At 71.5% G+C, this 13017-nt stretch carries 14 protein-coding genes; 10 read left to right on the top strand and 4 right to left on the bottom strand.

Features of this window, described 5'->3' with window-relative positions; translation table 11 throughout:
- Nucleotides 1-142 precede the first annotated feature (142 nt).
- Both LXT23_RS08005 and LXT23_RS08000 read right to left on the bottom strand, forming a co-directional pair.
- Nucleotides 143-577 carry a helix-turn-helix domain-containing protein gene (locus LXT23_RS08005; protein WP_253979465.1) on the bottom strand — a complete coding sequence of 145 codons (435 nt, stop codon included), beginning with the start codon at nt 575-577 and terminating at the stop codon, nt 143-145.
- Between the two features lie 56 nt (nt 578-633).
- Nucleotides 634-1014: a helix-turn-helix transcriptional regulator gene (locus tag LXT23_RS08000; RefSeq protein ID WP_253979464.1), complete on the bottom strand. Its 381-nt coding sequence runs from the start codon at nt 1012-1014 to the stop codon at nt 634-636.
- A 233-nt stretch (nt 1015-1247) separates the two neighbouring features.
- Here LXT23_RS08000 and LXT23_RS07995 point away from each other — a divergent pair, with 233 nt between their 5' ends.
- The 5 genes from LXT23_RS07995 (at nt 1248) to LXT23_RS07975 (ending at nt 6513) form a co-directional block, all read left to right on the top strand.
- Entirely contained in the window at nt 1248-2420 is a 1173-nt protein-coding gene (locus LXT23_RS07995; RefSeq protein ID WP_253979463.1) for a serine/threonine-protein kinase, read from the top strand.
- A 173-nt stretch (nt 2421-2593) separates the two neighbouring features.
- Nucleotides 2594-3868, top strand: a complete 1275-nt coding sequence (locus LXT23_RS49610; protein WP_256560523.1) for an AHH domain-containing protein — start codon at nt 2594-2596, stop codon at nt 3866-3868.
- Between the two features lie 9 nt (nt 3869-3877).
- The gene (locus tag LXT23_RS07985) at nt 3878-4447 is read left to right on the top strand and encodes an imm11 family protein (protein ID WP_253979462.1); all 570 of its coding nucleotides are present in this window, start codon (nt 3878-3880) and stop codon (nt 4445-4447) included.
- A 31-nt stretch (nt 4448-4478) separates the two neighbouring features.
- Entirely contained in the window at nt 4479-5048 is a 570-nt protein-coding gene (locus LXT23_RS07980) for an imm11 family protein (protein ID WP_253979461.1), read from the top strand.
- A gap of 166 nt (nt 5049-5214) precedes the next feature.
- Entirely contained in the window at nt 5215-6513 is a 1299-nt protein-coding gene (locus LXT23_RS07975; RefSeq protein ID WP_253979460.1) for a serine/threonine protein kinase, read from the top strand.
- Nucleotides 6514-6522: 9 nt separating this feature from the next.
- On the opposite strand, the gene LXT23_RS07970 is transcribed toward LXT23_RS07975, so the two are convergent.
- Together LXT23_RS07970 and LXT23_RS07965 are read right to left on the bottom strand one after the other, a co-directional pair.
- Complete coding sequence (locus LXT23_RS07970; RefSeq protein WP_253979459.1) at nt 6523-7497, bottom strand: zinc ribbon domain-containing protein; 975 nt, start codon at nt 7495-7497, stop codon at nt 6523-6525.
- 58 nt (nt 7498-7555) lie between these two features.
- A complete protein-coding gene (locus LXT23_RS07965; protein ID WP_253979458.1) occupies nt 7556-8506 on the bottom strand; it encodes a hypothetical protein in 951 nt (316 codons plus the stop codon).
- A gap of 236 nt (nt 8507-8742) precedes the next feature.
- Here LXT23_RS07965 and LXT23_RS07960 point away from each other — a divergent pair, with 236 nt between their 5' ends.
- The 5 genes from LXT23_RS07960 to LXT23_RS07940 all read left to right on the top strand — a co-directional run bounded on the left by LXT23_RS07960 (nt 8743) and on the right by LXT23_RS07940 (nt 12710).
- A complete protein-coding gene (locus LXT23_RS07960) occupies nt 8743-9015 on the top strand; it encodes a hypothetical protein (protein ID WP_253979457.1) in 273 nt (90 codons plus the stop codon).
- Between the two features lie 433 nt (nt 9016-9448).
- Nucleotides 9449-10132 carry a hypothetical protein gene (locus LXT23_RS07955; RefSeq protein WP_253979456.1) on the top strand — a complete coding sequence of 228 codons (684 nt, stop codon included), beginning with the start codon at nt 9449-9451 and terminating at the stop codon, nt 10130-10132.
- A gap of 180 nt (nt 10133-10312) precedes the next feature.
- Nucleotides 10313-11257 carry an ArsA family ATPase gene (locus tag LXT23_RS07950; protein ID WP_253979455.1) on the top strand — a complete coding sequence of 315 codons (945 nt, stop codon included), beginning with the start codon at nt 10313-10315 and terminating at the stop codon, nt 11255-11257.
- Nucleotides 11254-12381, top strand: coding sequence for an ArsA family ATPase (locus tag LXT23_RS07945; RefSeq protein WP_253979454.1), 1128 nt, complete (start codon nt 11254-11256; stop codon nt 12379-12381). The genes LXT23_RS07950 and LXT23_RS07945 overlap by 4 nt, the downstream gene beginning before the upstream one ends.
- Nucleotides 12382-12539: 158 nt before the next feature.
- A complete protein-coding gene (locus tag LXT23_RS07940) occupies nt 12540-12710 on the top strand; it encodes a hypothetical protein (RefSeq protein ID WP_253979453.1) in 171 nt (56 codons plus the stop codon).
- Nucleotides 12711-13017: the final 307 nt, after the last annotated feature.

Below are 13017 nucleotides of genomic sequence, written 5' to 3'. Positions count from 1 at the left end.
AGCGGGCGATTGGGGAGAGGGCGACCGCCAGCGGCACGCTCCGGGGTGTGTCGAGCGGCCGGGCAGCCAGGGAGTCCGCACCCTGGCTGCACGTGCCGGCTCACGGGCCCCGGGAGCGCGCGGGCTTACGAGCCTGGACGCCCTACCCCGTCGCCCGGCGCTTGCGGACGGGGCGTGAGGTCGCTTGCGCCCCAGGCCTGGGCATCACGGTGACGACGGCGTTCACCACGCGCGACACGGCGCGCAGCTGGGCGGGCTCCAGGTCGCGCAGCTTGCGCGTCATGCGCCGCAGCTCCGCGGGGTCCTCCCGGGCGGCCTTGCGAGGGGAGACGGCCACCGGAGCGCTCGCCTTGCCCACGCCCAGCAGCGTGTCCGCGGAGACCTGCAGCACGTCACACAGGCGCCGGAGCGTCTGCGCGCGGGGCAGCATCTTCCCGCGCTCCATGCGGCTGTAGACCTCCATCGCCATGCCCATGCGCTCGGCCACGTCGCCCTGGGTGAGCCCCAGGCGATGGCGGGCATCGCGAGCGGCACCTCCCAGGAGGACCGCGAGCTTGTGGTCAACGGGCTCACGCATGGCGCGCGAGCGTCGCACGGCACCCCGGCGGCGCAAGTTTCCCGCCTTCGCCCGCGTCATCGGCGGAGCAGCCCGAGCGCGCCGTGGACGACCTGGGCCACGGCCTTGAGCTGCGCGGCGTCCAGCGCCCGCAGCGCGCGCATCAGCCGGCGCAGCCGGGGCGGGTCCTCACCCGGCGGGGCGTCCGCGGCGCCCTCCTCCAGGGGCGGGGCCAATACCACCACCTCCAGGCCCAGCAGCGTGTCCGCGCCGATGCGCAGCACCTGGCACAGCCGCCGCAGCGTGGTGACGCTGGGCAGCACCTTGCCGCGCTCCATGCGGCTGTAGACCTCCATGGCGATTCCCACCCGCTCGGCCACGTCCGCCTGGGTCAGCCCGAGGCGGGCTCGCGCGGCCCGCGCGGCCGCGCCCACGGTGATGGCCAGTTCCTCGTTCATCGTCCTTCCGCCCTCCCAGACACGAACCGTCACGTCCCATGTCAGGAACCCTACCGTTCAAGGCAGGAGACTACCCGAAGAGGCGTCCCGCGTGCTATGGACCCCAGAGGTTGAATCCATATGCCACGCACGATGACAAAGAACCCCCTCTCCAGACGTATGCAGGACCTCCAGCATCCTCCCGCAGCCACCCCGCACAGCGGGATTGGCACCCGCTCCGGGAGGTGCCGGCCATGAGCTCCACCCAGGACGTGCACCCGCTGCTGCTGCGGGACTCGGAGCAGGTGGGCGGCTTCCGCATCGTCCGGCGGCTGGCCAGCGGTGGCTACGGCGCCATCTTCCTGGCCGAGTCGGAGACCCACCGGCCCGTGGCGCTCAAGTTCGCGCTCCAGGGCCCTTCACCCGAGGACGACACCCGCGTGGACGCGCGCACGCGCAAGGAGGCGTACGTGCTCGAGCGCCTGGAGCACCCCAACGTGGTGCCGCTGCTGGGCTACCGCCGCTGGCCGGACGCGCACGACGGCTACCTGGTCCTCATCCTGGGCTACGTGGAGGGCCCCACGCTGTCCGAGTGGGCCGTGCGCGCCCAGCCCACGCCCCGGCGCGTGGCGGAGGTCTTCGCGCAGGTGGCGCTCACGCTGGACGCCGTCCACCGCGCGGGGGTGCGGCACCGGGACCTCAAGGGCAGCAACATCCTCATCCGCGTCTCGGACGGGCAGCCGGTGCTGGTGGACTTCGGCTCGGGAGACCATGCCTGCACGCCGGTGCTCACCGAGGGCAGCCTCCCGCCGGGCACGCCCAGCCACCGCAGCCCGGAGGCCCTGCGCTTCTGGACGGGGCCGCGCGTGTCCGGCTCGCGCTACGCCTTCCAGCCCACCGATGACCTCTACTCCCTGGGCCTCGTGCTCTACGAGGTCCTCACCGGCGCCTTCCCGTACGCCACCGACCTGGGGCCGTCCGCACTGCTGGCCACCATCGACAGCACCACGCCGAAGCCTCCGTCCGCGCTCAACCCGCGCGTGCCCGCGGCGTTCGACGGCCTCGTCCTGCGCCTGCTGCACCGGCACGCGGAGGGGCGCTACGCCACGGGCGCGGAGCTGTGCGGCGCCCTGAGCGCGGCGCTGGAGACGGCGGATGCGTCCTGGGACGCGCCCCTCTTCCCGCCTCGCGGCTTCCAGGAGGCCGTCACCGAGGAGGTGGAGGAGCTCTTCGATGGTGACGAGGACGCCCGGGAGCTGCGCCGCTGGGCCCGGGCTCCGGAGCGGCCGGGAGGCCGGGACTCCGAGTCGGGCCCCGCCGCCCGGCACCGGACGACTCCGACGGAGCCGTGGCCCTCACCGTGGCGGGCGTGGGTGCGCGCGGTGAAGCAGCGGTGGGCCGCGCTGCGGGCTCGCCGCCGGCACTGAAAAAATGACCTGCCACCACACTGGGAAGCCTCCTGACCTGACAGGACAGGCTCATTCAGGGTCTTCCATTTAAGCGCGTTTTGCTGGCTTGATAGATATGCCTGGAAATTACTGTCTAGCAAGTCAGGATGGGATTGCTTGCTTCCGCCGGGCAAGGACCCCGGAGGGCGCGCATGGTGACGAGAAGCCTGTGGTGGGCCCTGGTGTTGATTCCCCTGGTGACGGGCTGCGCGAGCACGCGAGTGGTGCGCCTGGACACGGGCGAGGGCGCGCCGCTGGAGTACGCGCCGTCCTCCTGGGACGCCTCGGTGGAGGTGGACGAAGACGACTTCGAGGAGGCGCTGACGCGGCTGGCGCTGGCGGTGCCTCTATCGATTCGGCCCTCGCAGGCGGGGCTGCTGGTGCGCGCGGCGGCCTGGGGCCACACGGCGGATGCGGCCTGGCAGCACGGGCTGCGCGGGGACTACGGCCGGTGGTGCAAGGCGCGGGAGAGCGCGGAGGACTGCCTGTCGTTGCTGGAGGACGGGCTGGGGCTGGGGGAACTGGACCGGCTGACGCTGGCCATGGGCTTCGCGGTGGACCCGATGCGTGAGGCGGTGTTCGAGGCGGTGCGGGAGACGCTCAATCCGCGGGTGTTCTACGCGGTGGTGGTGACGGGGCTGGCCACGTGGGTGGCGCTGCTGGCGGCGCCCGAGCCGTTCGTGACGAAGGCGGCGGCGGTGATGTCGGCGGTGATGGTGGTGTACCTGGGAGTGGGGCCGTTCCTGGCGCTGGTGCGCGCGAGCTTCGTGCTGAAGCAGGCGACGGACCGGGCGAGGACGTTCGAGGAGCTGGAGGCGGCGGGGGCAAGGTTCGGGCGGGTGATGGGGACGGAGGGGACGCAGGTGGCCATCTTGGCGCTGGCGGCGCTGCTGGGGCAGGGCGTGGCGGGGATGTCGTCGAGGCTGCCGATGCTGCCGGCGTTCTCGGAGGCGGCGGCGCTGGGCGAGGCACAGGTAGGGCTGAGGCTGGCGGCGGTGGGCGAGGTGTCGTCGGTGGCGGTGGCGGCGGATGGGACGCTCGTGCTGGCCCTGCCGGCCACGGCGGTGGCCATGGCGGCGAAGGGGGGGGATGGGAAGACGCATGACCATCACATCGCGACCATCCGGAACGATGTCTCCACTGCGCGGGGTGGGCCGTGGACTCCACGGTTCCGGAGGCTCTTCAACAGAGCGGGGATGGAGTTGGACGAAGTGGAAAACATCGTGCCCATCCAGAATCACAAGGGACCGCATCCGGAGGCCTATCACAAGCGCATATACAAGGCGCTGACCGATGCAACAGATGGGTGCCGTGGCGTTGCCAACTGCCAGAAGGCCATGAAGACGGCACTGCATGACCTCGCAAAACAAATCGCCACGCCAGGCACTGAGCTTCATCGACTCGTTACGCAAGGCGCAGCTCGCTAGAGGCCCGACATGTCCCGCCGCTTCTTCGAGCTATTTGACGACGTCTCCTTTCCCGGGCGCTGGGAACTGGATGGTCCCGTCGATGACAAGGGTCAGGAGCCCGATGACGTCTGGCAGTTCACCGCCGGGCGCCCGGTGAGCAATCCCGGAAGACTCCGGATGGTCTACGACATACCCGGGGCACCCCTCGATTACGCCCATGGGGGAGTGAACGTTCCCGTCGTCCACGCTCGCGTCGCCAAGGTCTTCAGCGAGCTGGCGCCCCAGGACGTTCAACTCATTCCGGTGGAGATCGAAGGAGAGACGGACCCGTACTTCATCCTCGTGGTGACCCGCCTCGTCCGCTGCATTGATGAAGTGGCCTCTCGGGCACGCCTCTGGACACCGGAAGATGGCCTCCCGGAAAAGGTCGGTCAGTACAAGTCGATCGAGAACCTGCACCTCGACAAGACCCAGATTGGGGATGTGAGGGTGTTCCGGCCAGAGGGCTGGAGGGTCGACATCATCGTGTCCGAAGAAATCAAGGATGCATTGGAGCGCATCCAGGCCACCGGCGTGACGTTCACGGAAGTGCCATAGCGCGAATCGCATGGAGCCACCCCGCCCACCGATGCCCCGCCGCTTCTTCAGACTCTTTGACGACGTCTACTTTCCGAAGCGCTGGCATCTGGGCAGCCCCATCGATGACCAGGGCAATGAAGCGGATGACTTCGGGTACTTCAACCATGGGCATGAGGTGAAGGCCCCTGGACGCCTGAGGATTCAGCAAGACGTTCGCGGCCGAGCGCTCGACTACTCCCTGGCAGGCCTCAATGTTCCCGTTGTTCACGCCCGGGTCGCCGAAGTCTTCACCAGGCTCGCCCCCAAGGAAGTGCAGCTCCTTCCCGTGGAGATCGCGAGGCAGTCCGACCCGTACTTCATCCTCGTGGTGACCCGCCTCATCCGCTGCATCGACGAGACGGCCACGAAGTTCGAGCGCTGGACACCCGAGGATGGAGTACCGGAAAAGGTAGGCCAGTACAGTTCTGTCTGGGACCTGCGCATTGACAAGGCCCGGGTCGGAGACGCGCACGTCTTCCGCCCGGAAGACTGGGAGGTCGTCATCATCGTCTCCGACGAGATTCGCTTGGCCCTGGAGCACATCCAGGCGACCGGCGTGAAGTTCGTAGCCGAAGTGTAGCGCTACGCCTCTTCCGCCCCTCCAGACAGCACCCGTCTCTCCGGACCTTCAACCTGTGAGGTCCCTTCATTCGCATCCTACGTCAGAGGTTCCCTGCGGGGCAGGATTCGTGTTACCTCCCGGGTCCAGCAGCCCTCAACCCACTTCACAGGTTCAGAGGCAGGAGATGAAGACGCCCGATACGACGACGGAGGAGGTTCCAGGAAACCCGCGCCGGCCGCGGGTGCTGTTCACCGTGGGCGGCACCGCATTCGAGTTCGTACGCAAGCTGGAGGTCCGCTCCACCGGCGAGCTGCTGATGCTCGCGCGGCGCCGCTACCGGGGCGGCCTGGGTGGCCCCGTGGTGGTGAAGCGCCTGAGCAACCCCGCCACCTTCGTCGAGCGCCGCAGGCTCGTCGAAGAAGTGGAGCTGACGTTCCGGCTCAACCACCCGGCCATCGCCAAGGTGCACCACCTGAAGGTCTACCGGGGCGCGCCGCACCTGGTGATGGAGTACGTGGAGGGGCGCTCGCTGGACACGGTGCTCAACCTGGCCGCCATGCGACGCCAGCCGCTGTCCCCGGAGTTCGCCACCTATGTCGCCTCGGAGGTAGCGGAGGCGCTGCACCACGCGCACCTGCTCACGGATGACCTGAACCGGCCGCTGCACATCGTCCACCGCGACGTGAGCCCCCGGAACATCCGGGTGGGCGTGCACGGCGAGGTGAAGCTGACGAACTTCACGGTGGCCATGTCCACCCTGCCCGGCCGGGAAGTCACGAGCCGCCCGCTGGTGAAGGGAGACATCGCCTATGCCTCGCCGGAGGCGCTGCGGCGGGCGCCCGTGGACGCGCGCTCGGACCTCTTCTCGCTCGGGCTGGTGCTGCTGGAGCTGCTGACGGGCCGGCACCCGCTGCTGGTGGAGGACACGGTGCCGGTGCCTCTGCTCCCGGAGGCTCGGGCCCTGGAGGCGCAAGGCCCCACCTGGATGCCGGTGGCCGAGGTAGCGGCGAGGATGGCGCGGCTCGACTCCGAGCAGGTGCGGAGGCTCGCGGCCGGCCTTCCGGAGGGACTCGTCTCGCTGGTGGTGCGTGCCCTGCGGCAGGCGCCCGCCGAGCGCTTCCAGACAGGCGCCGAGCTGGCGTCAGCGCTGCGCGGGTGGCTGCGCGCCATGGCTCCCGGCTACGGGAGGCTCGAGGCGGCGGAGGAGCTGGTCCAGGCGGCGGTGGCCGCGACGGCCCGGCGGAATCAGGCGGAGCTGCTCGAGGGCGGCCTGCACCCGGAGGAGCTGACGTCGGAGGAGGCCGCGGTGCCGCTGGAGCCGGAGGTTCCCGGCGCCGAGCACGAAGCCGGACCGCCCGCGGACTTCCTCCGGGACGAGTCCACCGCTCCAGGGCCGCACACGCCTGACGAAGCCGGGCTGGCCACTCACGGGCAGCAGGAGCCCATCACACCCGGGCCGCGCGACGAAGACTCCAAGTCCTGAGCCCCGAACTCACGAGCCCAGCACGCCTGTCGCCAGCAGCACGGCGAGCACAAGGACGAGCACCCCTGCCACCACCGCCGCCACGCGCCACCCGGAGATGGGGGCCTCGCCGATTACGAAGCTCACGTCCTGCCCGTGCACCAGCACGCGGTATGGCGTGTCCTTGTACCGGTATGCGAGCACGTACACGGGCAGCGCGAGCCGCCGGGTGTACAGGCTGGAGAGGGCCACGGCGACACGGACGTTCCGGAAGCGCCGCCCCGGAATGACGCCCTGCTGGAGCCGCTCGCTCGACAGCCGCTCCACCGCCTCCAGTACGGTGCGCCGCGCCCCCGAGCGCGTCGCCTCGAAGCGCTCCACGTCCGCGCCCTCCGGCCCCCGCGGCGTGCCCTCCGCCGAGTCCCGGCGGTAGTGCGGCGCGAGCGCCTCACACTCCTTCGGCTTCAGCCCGCGCGAGGCCGGCACGGGGATGTCGTCGAAGTCGAAGCGCGTGCGCCCCGCATGCGGTGCCCAGTCCGCGCGCCCCGAGCCCGCGTCCGAGTCCGCCGTCCAGCTCACGTCCACCCCCGCGCGGAAGCTCCACGCCGGCCACCACAGCGGCCGCAGCGACTCCAGCGCCGCGTCGCGCGCCAGCCCTGACGGACGGAAGAAGCCGCCCTTTCCCAGGAAGCTCATCAGCGCGCCGCGCGCCGCCTCCGGGTCCACGGTGAAGGGCAGCCACGCCTCCGCCTGCTCCACCGGGTCCGGCGTCATCTCCACGCGCATCGTCGAGCCGCAGTACGCGCACTTCGGCGCCTTCGCCTCGGCCGAGTACTCCACCGCCGCGCCGCAGCTCTCGCAGCGCACCACCCGGGCCTGCTCGCGCTCGGCGGCTCCGTGCGCGGCGGGCGGCGTCGGCAGCCCGCAGATGGGACAGCGCAGGTCATCCACCTCCAGCGCGCTCGCGCACCGCTGGCACGGCGCTCCCGCCATGGCCGTGGTCATGACACACCGCCTGGCGCCAGCAGCCACCCCGGTGCCGGCGCTCCCGCCACCGCCGCGCTCATCGCGCCCCTCCCGAGGCCAGCCACCCCGCCGCCACCAGCAGCACCACGACGAGCACGGCGAGGACCACCTTCCACACGGAGATGGGCGCCTTGCCATGCACCTCGCCCGTCTGCCCGTTGACGAGCACCCGCAGCGGTGGCGCCCCCTCCGCGTAGCGCACCGCCAGCACCCAGACGGGCAGCAGGCACACGTCCAGCGCCTCCCACTCCAGCCGCGCCTCGTGGCTCAGCTCCCGGTGCGAGTCCCCCGGCATGAAGCGCTCCAGCCGTTCGCCCATCCGCTCCACGGCCTCGCGCCGCGCCAGCTCCAGGCACTGCTCACGGGACAGGGAGGGCTCCTCGGCCACCCAGCCGGAGATGAGCGCCGGCGAGTAACGCGCCAGCACGCGCAAGTCGAAGGGCTCCAGCGCCTCCAGCTCCTCGTTGCGCAGCCCCGTGGAGGCCGTGACGAGCACGTCCGGCACGTACGTGGACAGCTCGCCGCGCAGCGGGCGCCACTCGGTGTGCGTCACCGTGCGGGTGCGCGTCACCGTCTTCCCGTTCTCCGTCGTCGTGTACGTCTCCTGCACCTGGTAGTTCTCGCCGATGGACGCGCTGAAGCGCGCATGGGCCAGCACGCTGTAGAGGTACGCGGGCACGTAGACGCCGCGCACCTCGTCGGGCTTCGCGGAGCGGATGCCGGAGCGCGTGAAGCGGCTGCGCGTCCGCAGCCACCGCGCCACATGCTCACGCGCGGAGGTATGGGTGAGGGCGAAGCCCAGGGCGAAGACAGGCTCGGGCACACCGGGCACGCGCGGGCGCTCCACCACGGAGGGCGCGGCACAGTACGGGCACCGGGTGGTGCGCAGCGCGGGCTCCACCACCAGCCGCGCGCCACAGGACGGACACCCCAGGTGGAGCAGCGGCCCCGCCACCGCGGACGTCGTCTCCCGGGTCTGCTCGGGCATCGGCACTCCTCCTGAAGGCCCCCTGTGGGGCGGCGAGTCTCCGCTGGCCGATGTCTGCCCTTCCACCCTCCGTCAGGGCAACCCGCTCCGGCAGTCACCTCGCGGACACCCGGGAGCGTCCGGGCCTCGCGCCCTCAACGCCTGCCTGCCTGCCCTCCTGCCATCACCCCGCCGCCGCAAGCCCGCTTGCAGTCCGCCCTCCCAGTCACGACCGTCAGTGACCGGAGGCATCCACCATGGCCGAGCACGACACGAAGCAGCCAGTCATCCAGCCCCCCGAGGACTTCCGCGGGCGCCCGAAGGCCCCGGAGCACGAAGAGGAAGACACCCCCCGGTCCGCGGCGCCGGGCAAGCAGGCGCGCGCCATCGACCCGTCGGAGCGCACGCCGGGCGCCATCCTCGATGAGCTCCCGGACGGCGACGGCCCGCGCAGCGACGCCGGCACCAACCCGCTCCCCGACACCTACTGGGACTCCTACCCGGACTCCGACAAGCCCGACCGTAGCTGACGCCCCCCCGACACTCCCGGCGGGCACTCCATGCGTGGCTTCATCCCTGGAGCGCCCGCCGACCCCACGCCCCACGGCAGCCCTGACGCAGCACCGCCTCGCGCCAGCTCTTGCCCCGCGCGGGGATGATCCACGCCTGGACCTCGGAAGTCCTGCGCCCGGTCTCCGACATCTCCGTCCGGGCGCCCTCGCCCCAGGCCCGCCTTCCCTCTCACGCGCCACCCTGGAAGCCCGCCTTCACCGGGGGACGGCCACGCGCTCCGGTGCCCGCCCCCGCCCCCCGAGCGCCGTCCCTCCTCGGGAAGTCACGTCTCCCAATCGCGACCTACGCAGCCAGTCAGGCCCGTGATTTCAAGCACTCACGCTGTCTCATGAATGTCAGACCCCTTCTGTACTGTGTGCCTATTCGCCAGCACCCAGGGGGATACATTCCATGGCGGAAATCCGTGAGCTGCCGCGTGTCTCAGTGAACAAGCTTGGAGAGTACCTCACCGCGACTCCCGCACGCCGCAAGCGCATCATCTACGACCAGAAGCACCCCCCGGAGCAGCAGTACCTGCGCTATCCGGAGGCGTCGCACGCGATTACCGACTTCCTCTGTCGCGGCCTGGACCTGTCCATCCTCCGCGACCACCAGCGCCGCTTCGCGTGCAGCGTCCCGCAGACGGAGTTCGAGGCGCAGCGCCTGCAGCTGTGCTCGGAGGCGCTCGAGCGCTTCGCGGACCTGGTGCCGTGGCTCGACTTGAACGAGACCATCATCAGCGCGGTGGGCGCCGAGCCGCCCTGTCTGGAGATGGCGGGCGTCACCATCAGCGTGCGTCCGGAGGTGGTGCTCCAGCGCATGGACAAGCATGGCAATGCGCGCGTGGGATTGATGAAGCTCTACTTCGCCAAGCACCACCCGCTGGACGAGCGCTCGGGCCAGTACATCGGCACCATGCTCCAGCGCTTCGCGGAGCAGCACCTGTGCCAGCTGGGCCCGTGTGACCACCGGCTCATCCAGGTGGTGGATGTCTTCGCGGGCACCATCTTCACCGCGCCCCGCGCCCACATCCGCCGGCTGAGTGACGTGGTGCTCGCGTGCGAGGAGATTGCCGAGCGCTGGTCCGTCCACTGAAGCGCGGCGCTTCTCGCAGCGGGCCCTCGTGCGGGTCCGAGGGAAACGCGGCGGCCGTCCGGGCATCCGAGCGTCTGCGCGCCAGCGGACGGCGCGCGGAGGCGGCGGTTGTCGCGGCGCCCCTCCTTCCGCACTGTGAGAGGACAGCGCGCTCCCACCGGGGCGGGCAGGACGGTGACCGTGCTCGGAGCACTGTGGGACAAGCGCGCCCTGCTCGTGTCGGGCAAGGGCGGCGTGGGAAAGACGACGCTGTCTGCGGCGCTCGCCGTGGCCGCCGCGCGCGCCGGCCGCCCCGTGCTGCTGGTGGAGCTGGCTCCGGACGAGGGCGGCCCTTCGCCCCTGGGCGCACTGGTGGGCGCGAAGGACGCGGGCCCCCGGGTGACGGAAGTACGGCCCGGACTCCACTTCGTCCGGCTCGCGGCGTCGGAGGGGCACCGACACTTCCTCCAGGACACCCTGCCCCTGCGCTGGCTGGCGGACGCCGCGCTGCGCTCGCGCGCCCTGCGCCGGTTCCTGGAGGCGGGCCCCGCGCTGCGGGAGATGGGGCTGCTGTACCAGATGCTCGCGCTGGTGCGGCGCACGCGGCCGGATGGGCGCTTCATGTATCCGCTGTGCATCATCGACCTGCCCGCCACCGGCCATGCGCTGGCCATCGCCGCGCTGCCCCGCCGGGTGTTGACCATCATGCCCGGCGGTCCCATCGGCAGGACGGTGCGCGAGGGGCTCGACCTCCTCCAGGACCCGGCGCGCACCGCCGTGCTCCTCACCAGCCTCCCGGAGCCGCTGCCCGTGAGCGAGGCCCTGGCCCTGGCCGGGGAGCTGGAGCGGCTGGAGCTGCCCCTGGCCGCCGCCATCCTCAACCGCATGCCCGAGGACCCCTTCACCCCCGAGTCCCGCGTGGCGCTCCAGCGGCTGCTGGCCGCGCACGGGCCCCACCAGGGCATCCGCGCCCTGGACCGCCTGGAGCGCGCCCGGGCCTCCCACGCCCGGCTCGCCGCGGGCGTGCAGGCACCGCTGCTCACCCTGCCGGAGCTGCCCGTCACCGGCCCGGAGCTGGTGGAGCGGCTCGCGGAGGCCTTCACACCACCGGAGGCGGGCGTCCTGGCGCGCGAGGCCCTGCCGTGAGCGCCCGCAACCTCCAGAAGCTGCTGCGCGACAAGCGCGTGCTGGTGCTGTGCGGCGCGGGAGGCGTGGGCAAGACGACCACGGCCGCGGCGCTCGGGGTGGCCGCCGCGCGCGCGGGCCGCCGCGTGCTGGTGCTCACCATCGACCCGGCGCGCCGGCTCGCCGAGGCCATGGGCCTGCCCGAGAGCGGCCCCGAGCCCACCACCGTCTCCCCCGAGCGCCTCTTTGCAAATGGCCCCGCCGGCCCCGGACGCCTGGATGTGTGGATGCTGGACCCGGGCCTCGTCTTCGAGCACATGGTGCACCGGCTCGCGCCCTCCCCCGAGGCCGCGCGCACCATCGTCGAGCACCGCATGTTCCGCTTCCTCTCCGAGCTGGTGGCCGGCGTGCAGGAGTACGCCGCCGCCGAGGCACTCGACGCCTTCCTCACCGACGACCGCTACGAGCTCATCGTCCTGGACACGCCGCCCAGCCGGCACGCGCTGGACTTCCTGGACGCGCCCGGGCGCCTGTCGCGCTTCCTCGACGACCGGGTGGTCTCCCTCTTCGGCCCGGAGGAGTCCTCTCGCACCGGCAGGCTGTGGCAGGGCGCGCAGGCGCTGGTGGGCCGCGTGCTGGACGGGGTGTTCGGCGCGGGCTTCACCCGGGAGATGCGCGGCTTCGTCGGCGCCTTCGGCGGCCTCTTCGCCGGCATCCGCCTGCACACGGAGCGGCTGCGCCAGCGGCTGGCCTCGCCGGAGGCCGCCTTCCTCCTGGTGACGTCGCCCGAGTCCGCCGCGCTGCGCGAGGCCGCCTTCTTCCGCGACACCCTCCTGGAGCGCGGCCTCCCCTTCGCGGGCTACGTGCTCAACCGGAGCTGGGCGCACGACGACGCGCTCACCCACCCCGAGGCCCTGCTGGAGCACGTGGGGGCGGCAGACCTCCACGCCGAGCACGGCGTCGCCGCGCTGTCCCGCCTCGCCGCCTCCGAGCGCACCCGCGCCGAGGCACACCGCGCGCTGCTGTCACGGCTCACCGAGCAGCTCCCGCGTGACGCCGTCGCCGTCGCCGCACCGGATGCGGGGGGCGACCTGGAAGAATTCAGCGGACTCGTCCGGATGGGTGAAGCGCTCGCGGTGGAGTGAGTCACCCGTCACTCCCCCTTCTGCCTGATACATACGCACTGTCTCACCCCACCCGTGCCCGCCGCGAGCAACGACCAGGATTGATTCCTCGAGACGTATCGGAATCATCCAGTCACCAGGCGCACCCGCCCACGGCGGCCGCAGAGGGGGAGTACGACGTGAAGTCCACCAAGGTGAAGACATTCAAGGAGCTGTTCGTGAAGGACCTGGCCCGCGTCCAGGGCGGCCAGGGCACCGACACGTGTGAGCCTCCCGACATGCCGCGGCCTCCGCAGACCACCCTGGCCTGCTGCGAGGAAGCGGACGACGGCTGCTGCGTCGTGGAGTGAAGACCCGCTCCACGGGCGAAGGGTGAGAGGGCCGTCCGCGCTTTCGGGGGAAGGCGCGGACGGCGAAGCAAGAGCCGCCTGCCATCTACTCGCTCCACCGCGTTGGGACAGCCGCGGAGGAGGATGCCGTCATCGCTCTCGGGGGAGAGGGGTGACGGCGGAGTGGGCAGCCGCCCTCTCATTCCTGCCTGTGTGAGCGAGGTCTCCGCGTGTGAGCGCGGGACGAAGCGCGTGCTCTCCGGGTGGGGGGCACGCGCTTCGTTTTTTCCGCGCGGCCCCCAGGCGCACTTCCGCCGCTCCACTGTCG

The organism is Pyxidicoccus xibeiensis (assembly GCF_024198175.1).
Lineage (GTDB): Bacteria > Myxococcota > Myxococcia > Myxococcales > Myxococcaceae > Myxococcus > Myxococcus xibeiensis.
This window is presented reverse-complemented; position numbering and strand designations above follow the sequence as displayed.

Excerpts from the sequence above, each read along its gene's own strand:
- LXT23_RS08005 (WP_253979465.1), bottom strand. The coding sequence starts at position 577 with ATGCGTGAGCCCGTTGACCACAAGCTCGCGGTCCTCCTGGGAGGTGCC.
- LXT23_RS08000 (WP_253979464.1), bottom strand. The coding sequence starts at position 1,014 with ATGAACGAGGAACTGGCCATCACCGTGGGCGCGGCCGCGCGGGCCGCG.
- LXT23_RS07995 (WP_253979463.1), top strand. The coding sequence starts at position 1,248 with ATGAGCTCCACCCAGGACGTGCACCCGCTGCTGCTGCGGGACTCGGAG.
- LXT23_RS49610 (WP_256560523.1), top strand. The coding sequence starts at position 2,594 with ATGGTGACGAGAAGCCTGTGGTGGGCCCTGGTGTTGATTCCCCTGGTG.
- LXT23_RS07985 (WP_253979462.1), top strand. The coding sequence starts at position 3,878 with ATGTCCCGCCGCTTCTTCGAGCTATTTGACGACGTCTCCTTTCCCGGG.
- LXT23_RS07980 (WP_253979461.1), top strand. The coding sequence starts at position 4,479 with ATGCCCCGCCGCTTCTTCAGACTCTTTGACGACGTCTACTTTCCGAAG.
- LXT23_RS07975 (WP_253979460.1), top strand. The coding sequence starts at position 5,215 with ATGAAGACGCCCGATACGACGACGGAGGAGGTTCCAGGAAACCCGCGC.
- LXT23_RS07970 (WP_253979459.1), bottom strand. The coding sequence starts at position 7,497 with ATGACCACGGCCATGGCGGGAGCGCCGTGCCAGCGGTGCGCGAGCGCG.
- LXT23_RS07965 (WP_253979458.1), bottom strand. The coding sequence starts at position 8,506 with ATGCCCGAGCAGACCCGGGAGACGACGTCCGCGGTGGCGGGGCCGCTG.
- LXT23_RS07960 (WP_253979457.1), top strand. The coding sequence starts at position 8,743 with ATGGCCGAGCACGACACGAAGCAGCCAGTCATCCAGCCCCCCGAGGAC.
- LXT23_RS07955 (WP_253979456.1), top strand. The coding sequence starts at position 9,449 with ATGGCGGAAATCCGTGAGCTGCCGCGTGTCTCAGTGAACAAGCTTGGA.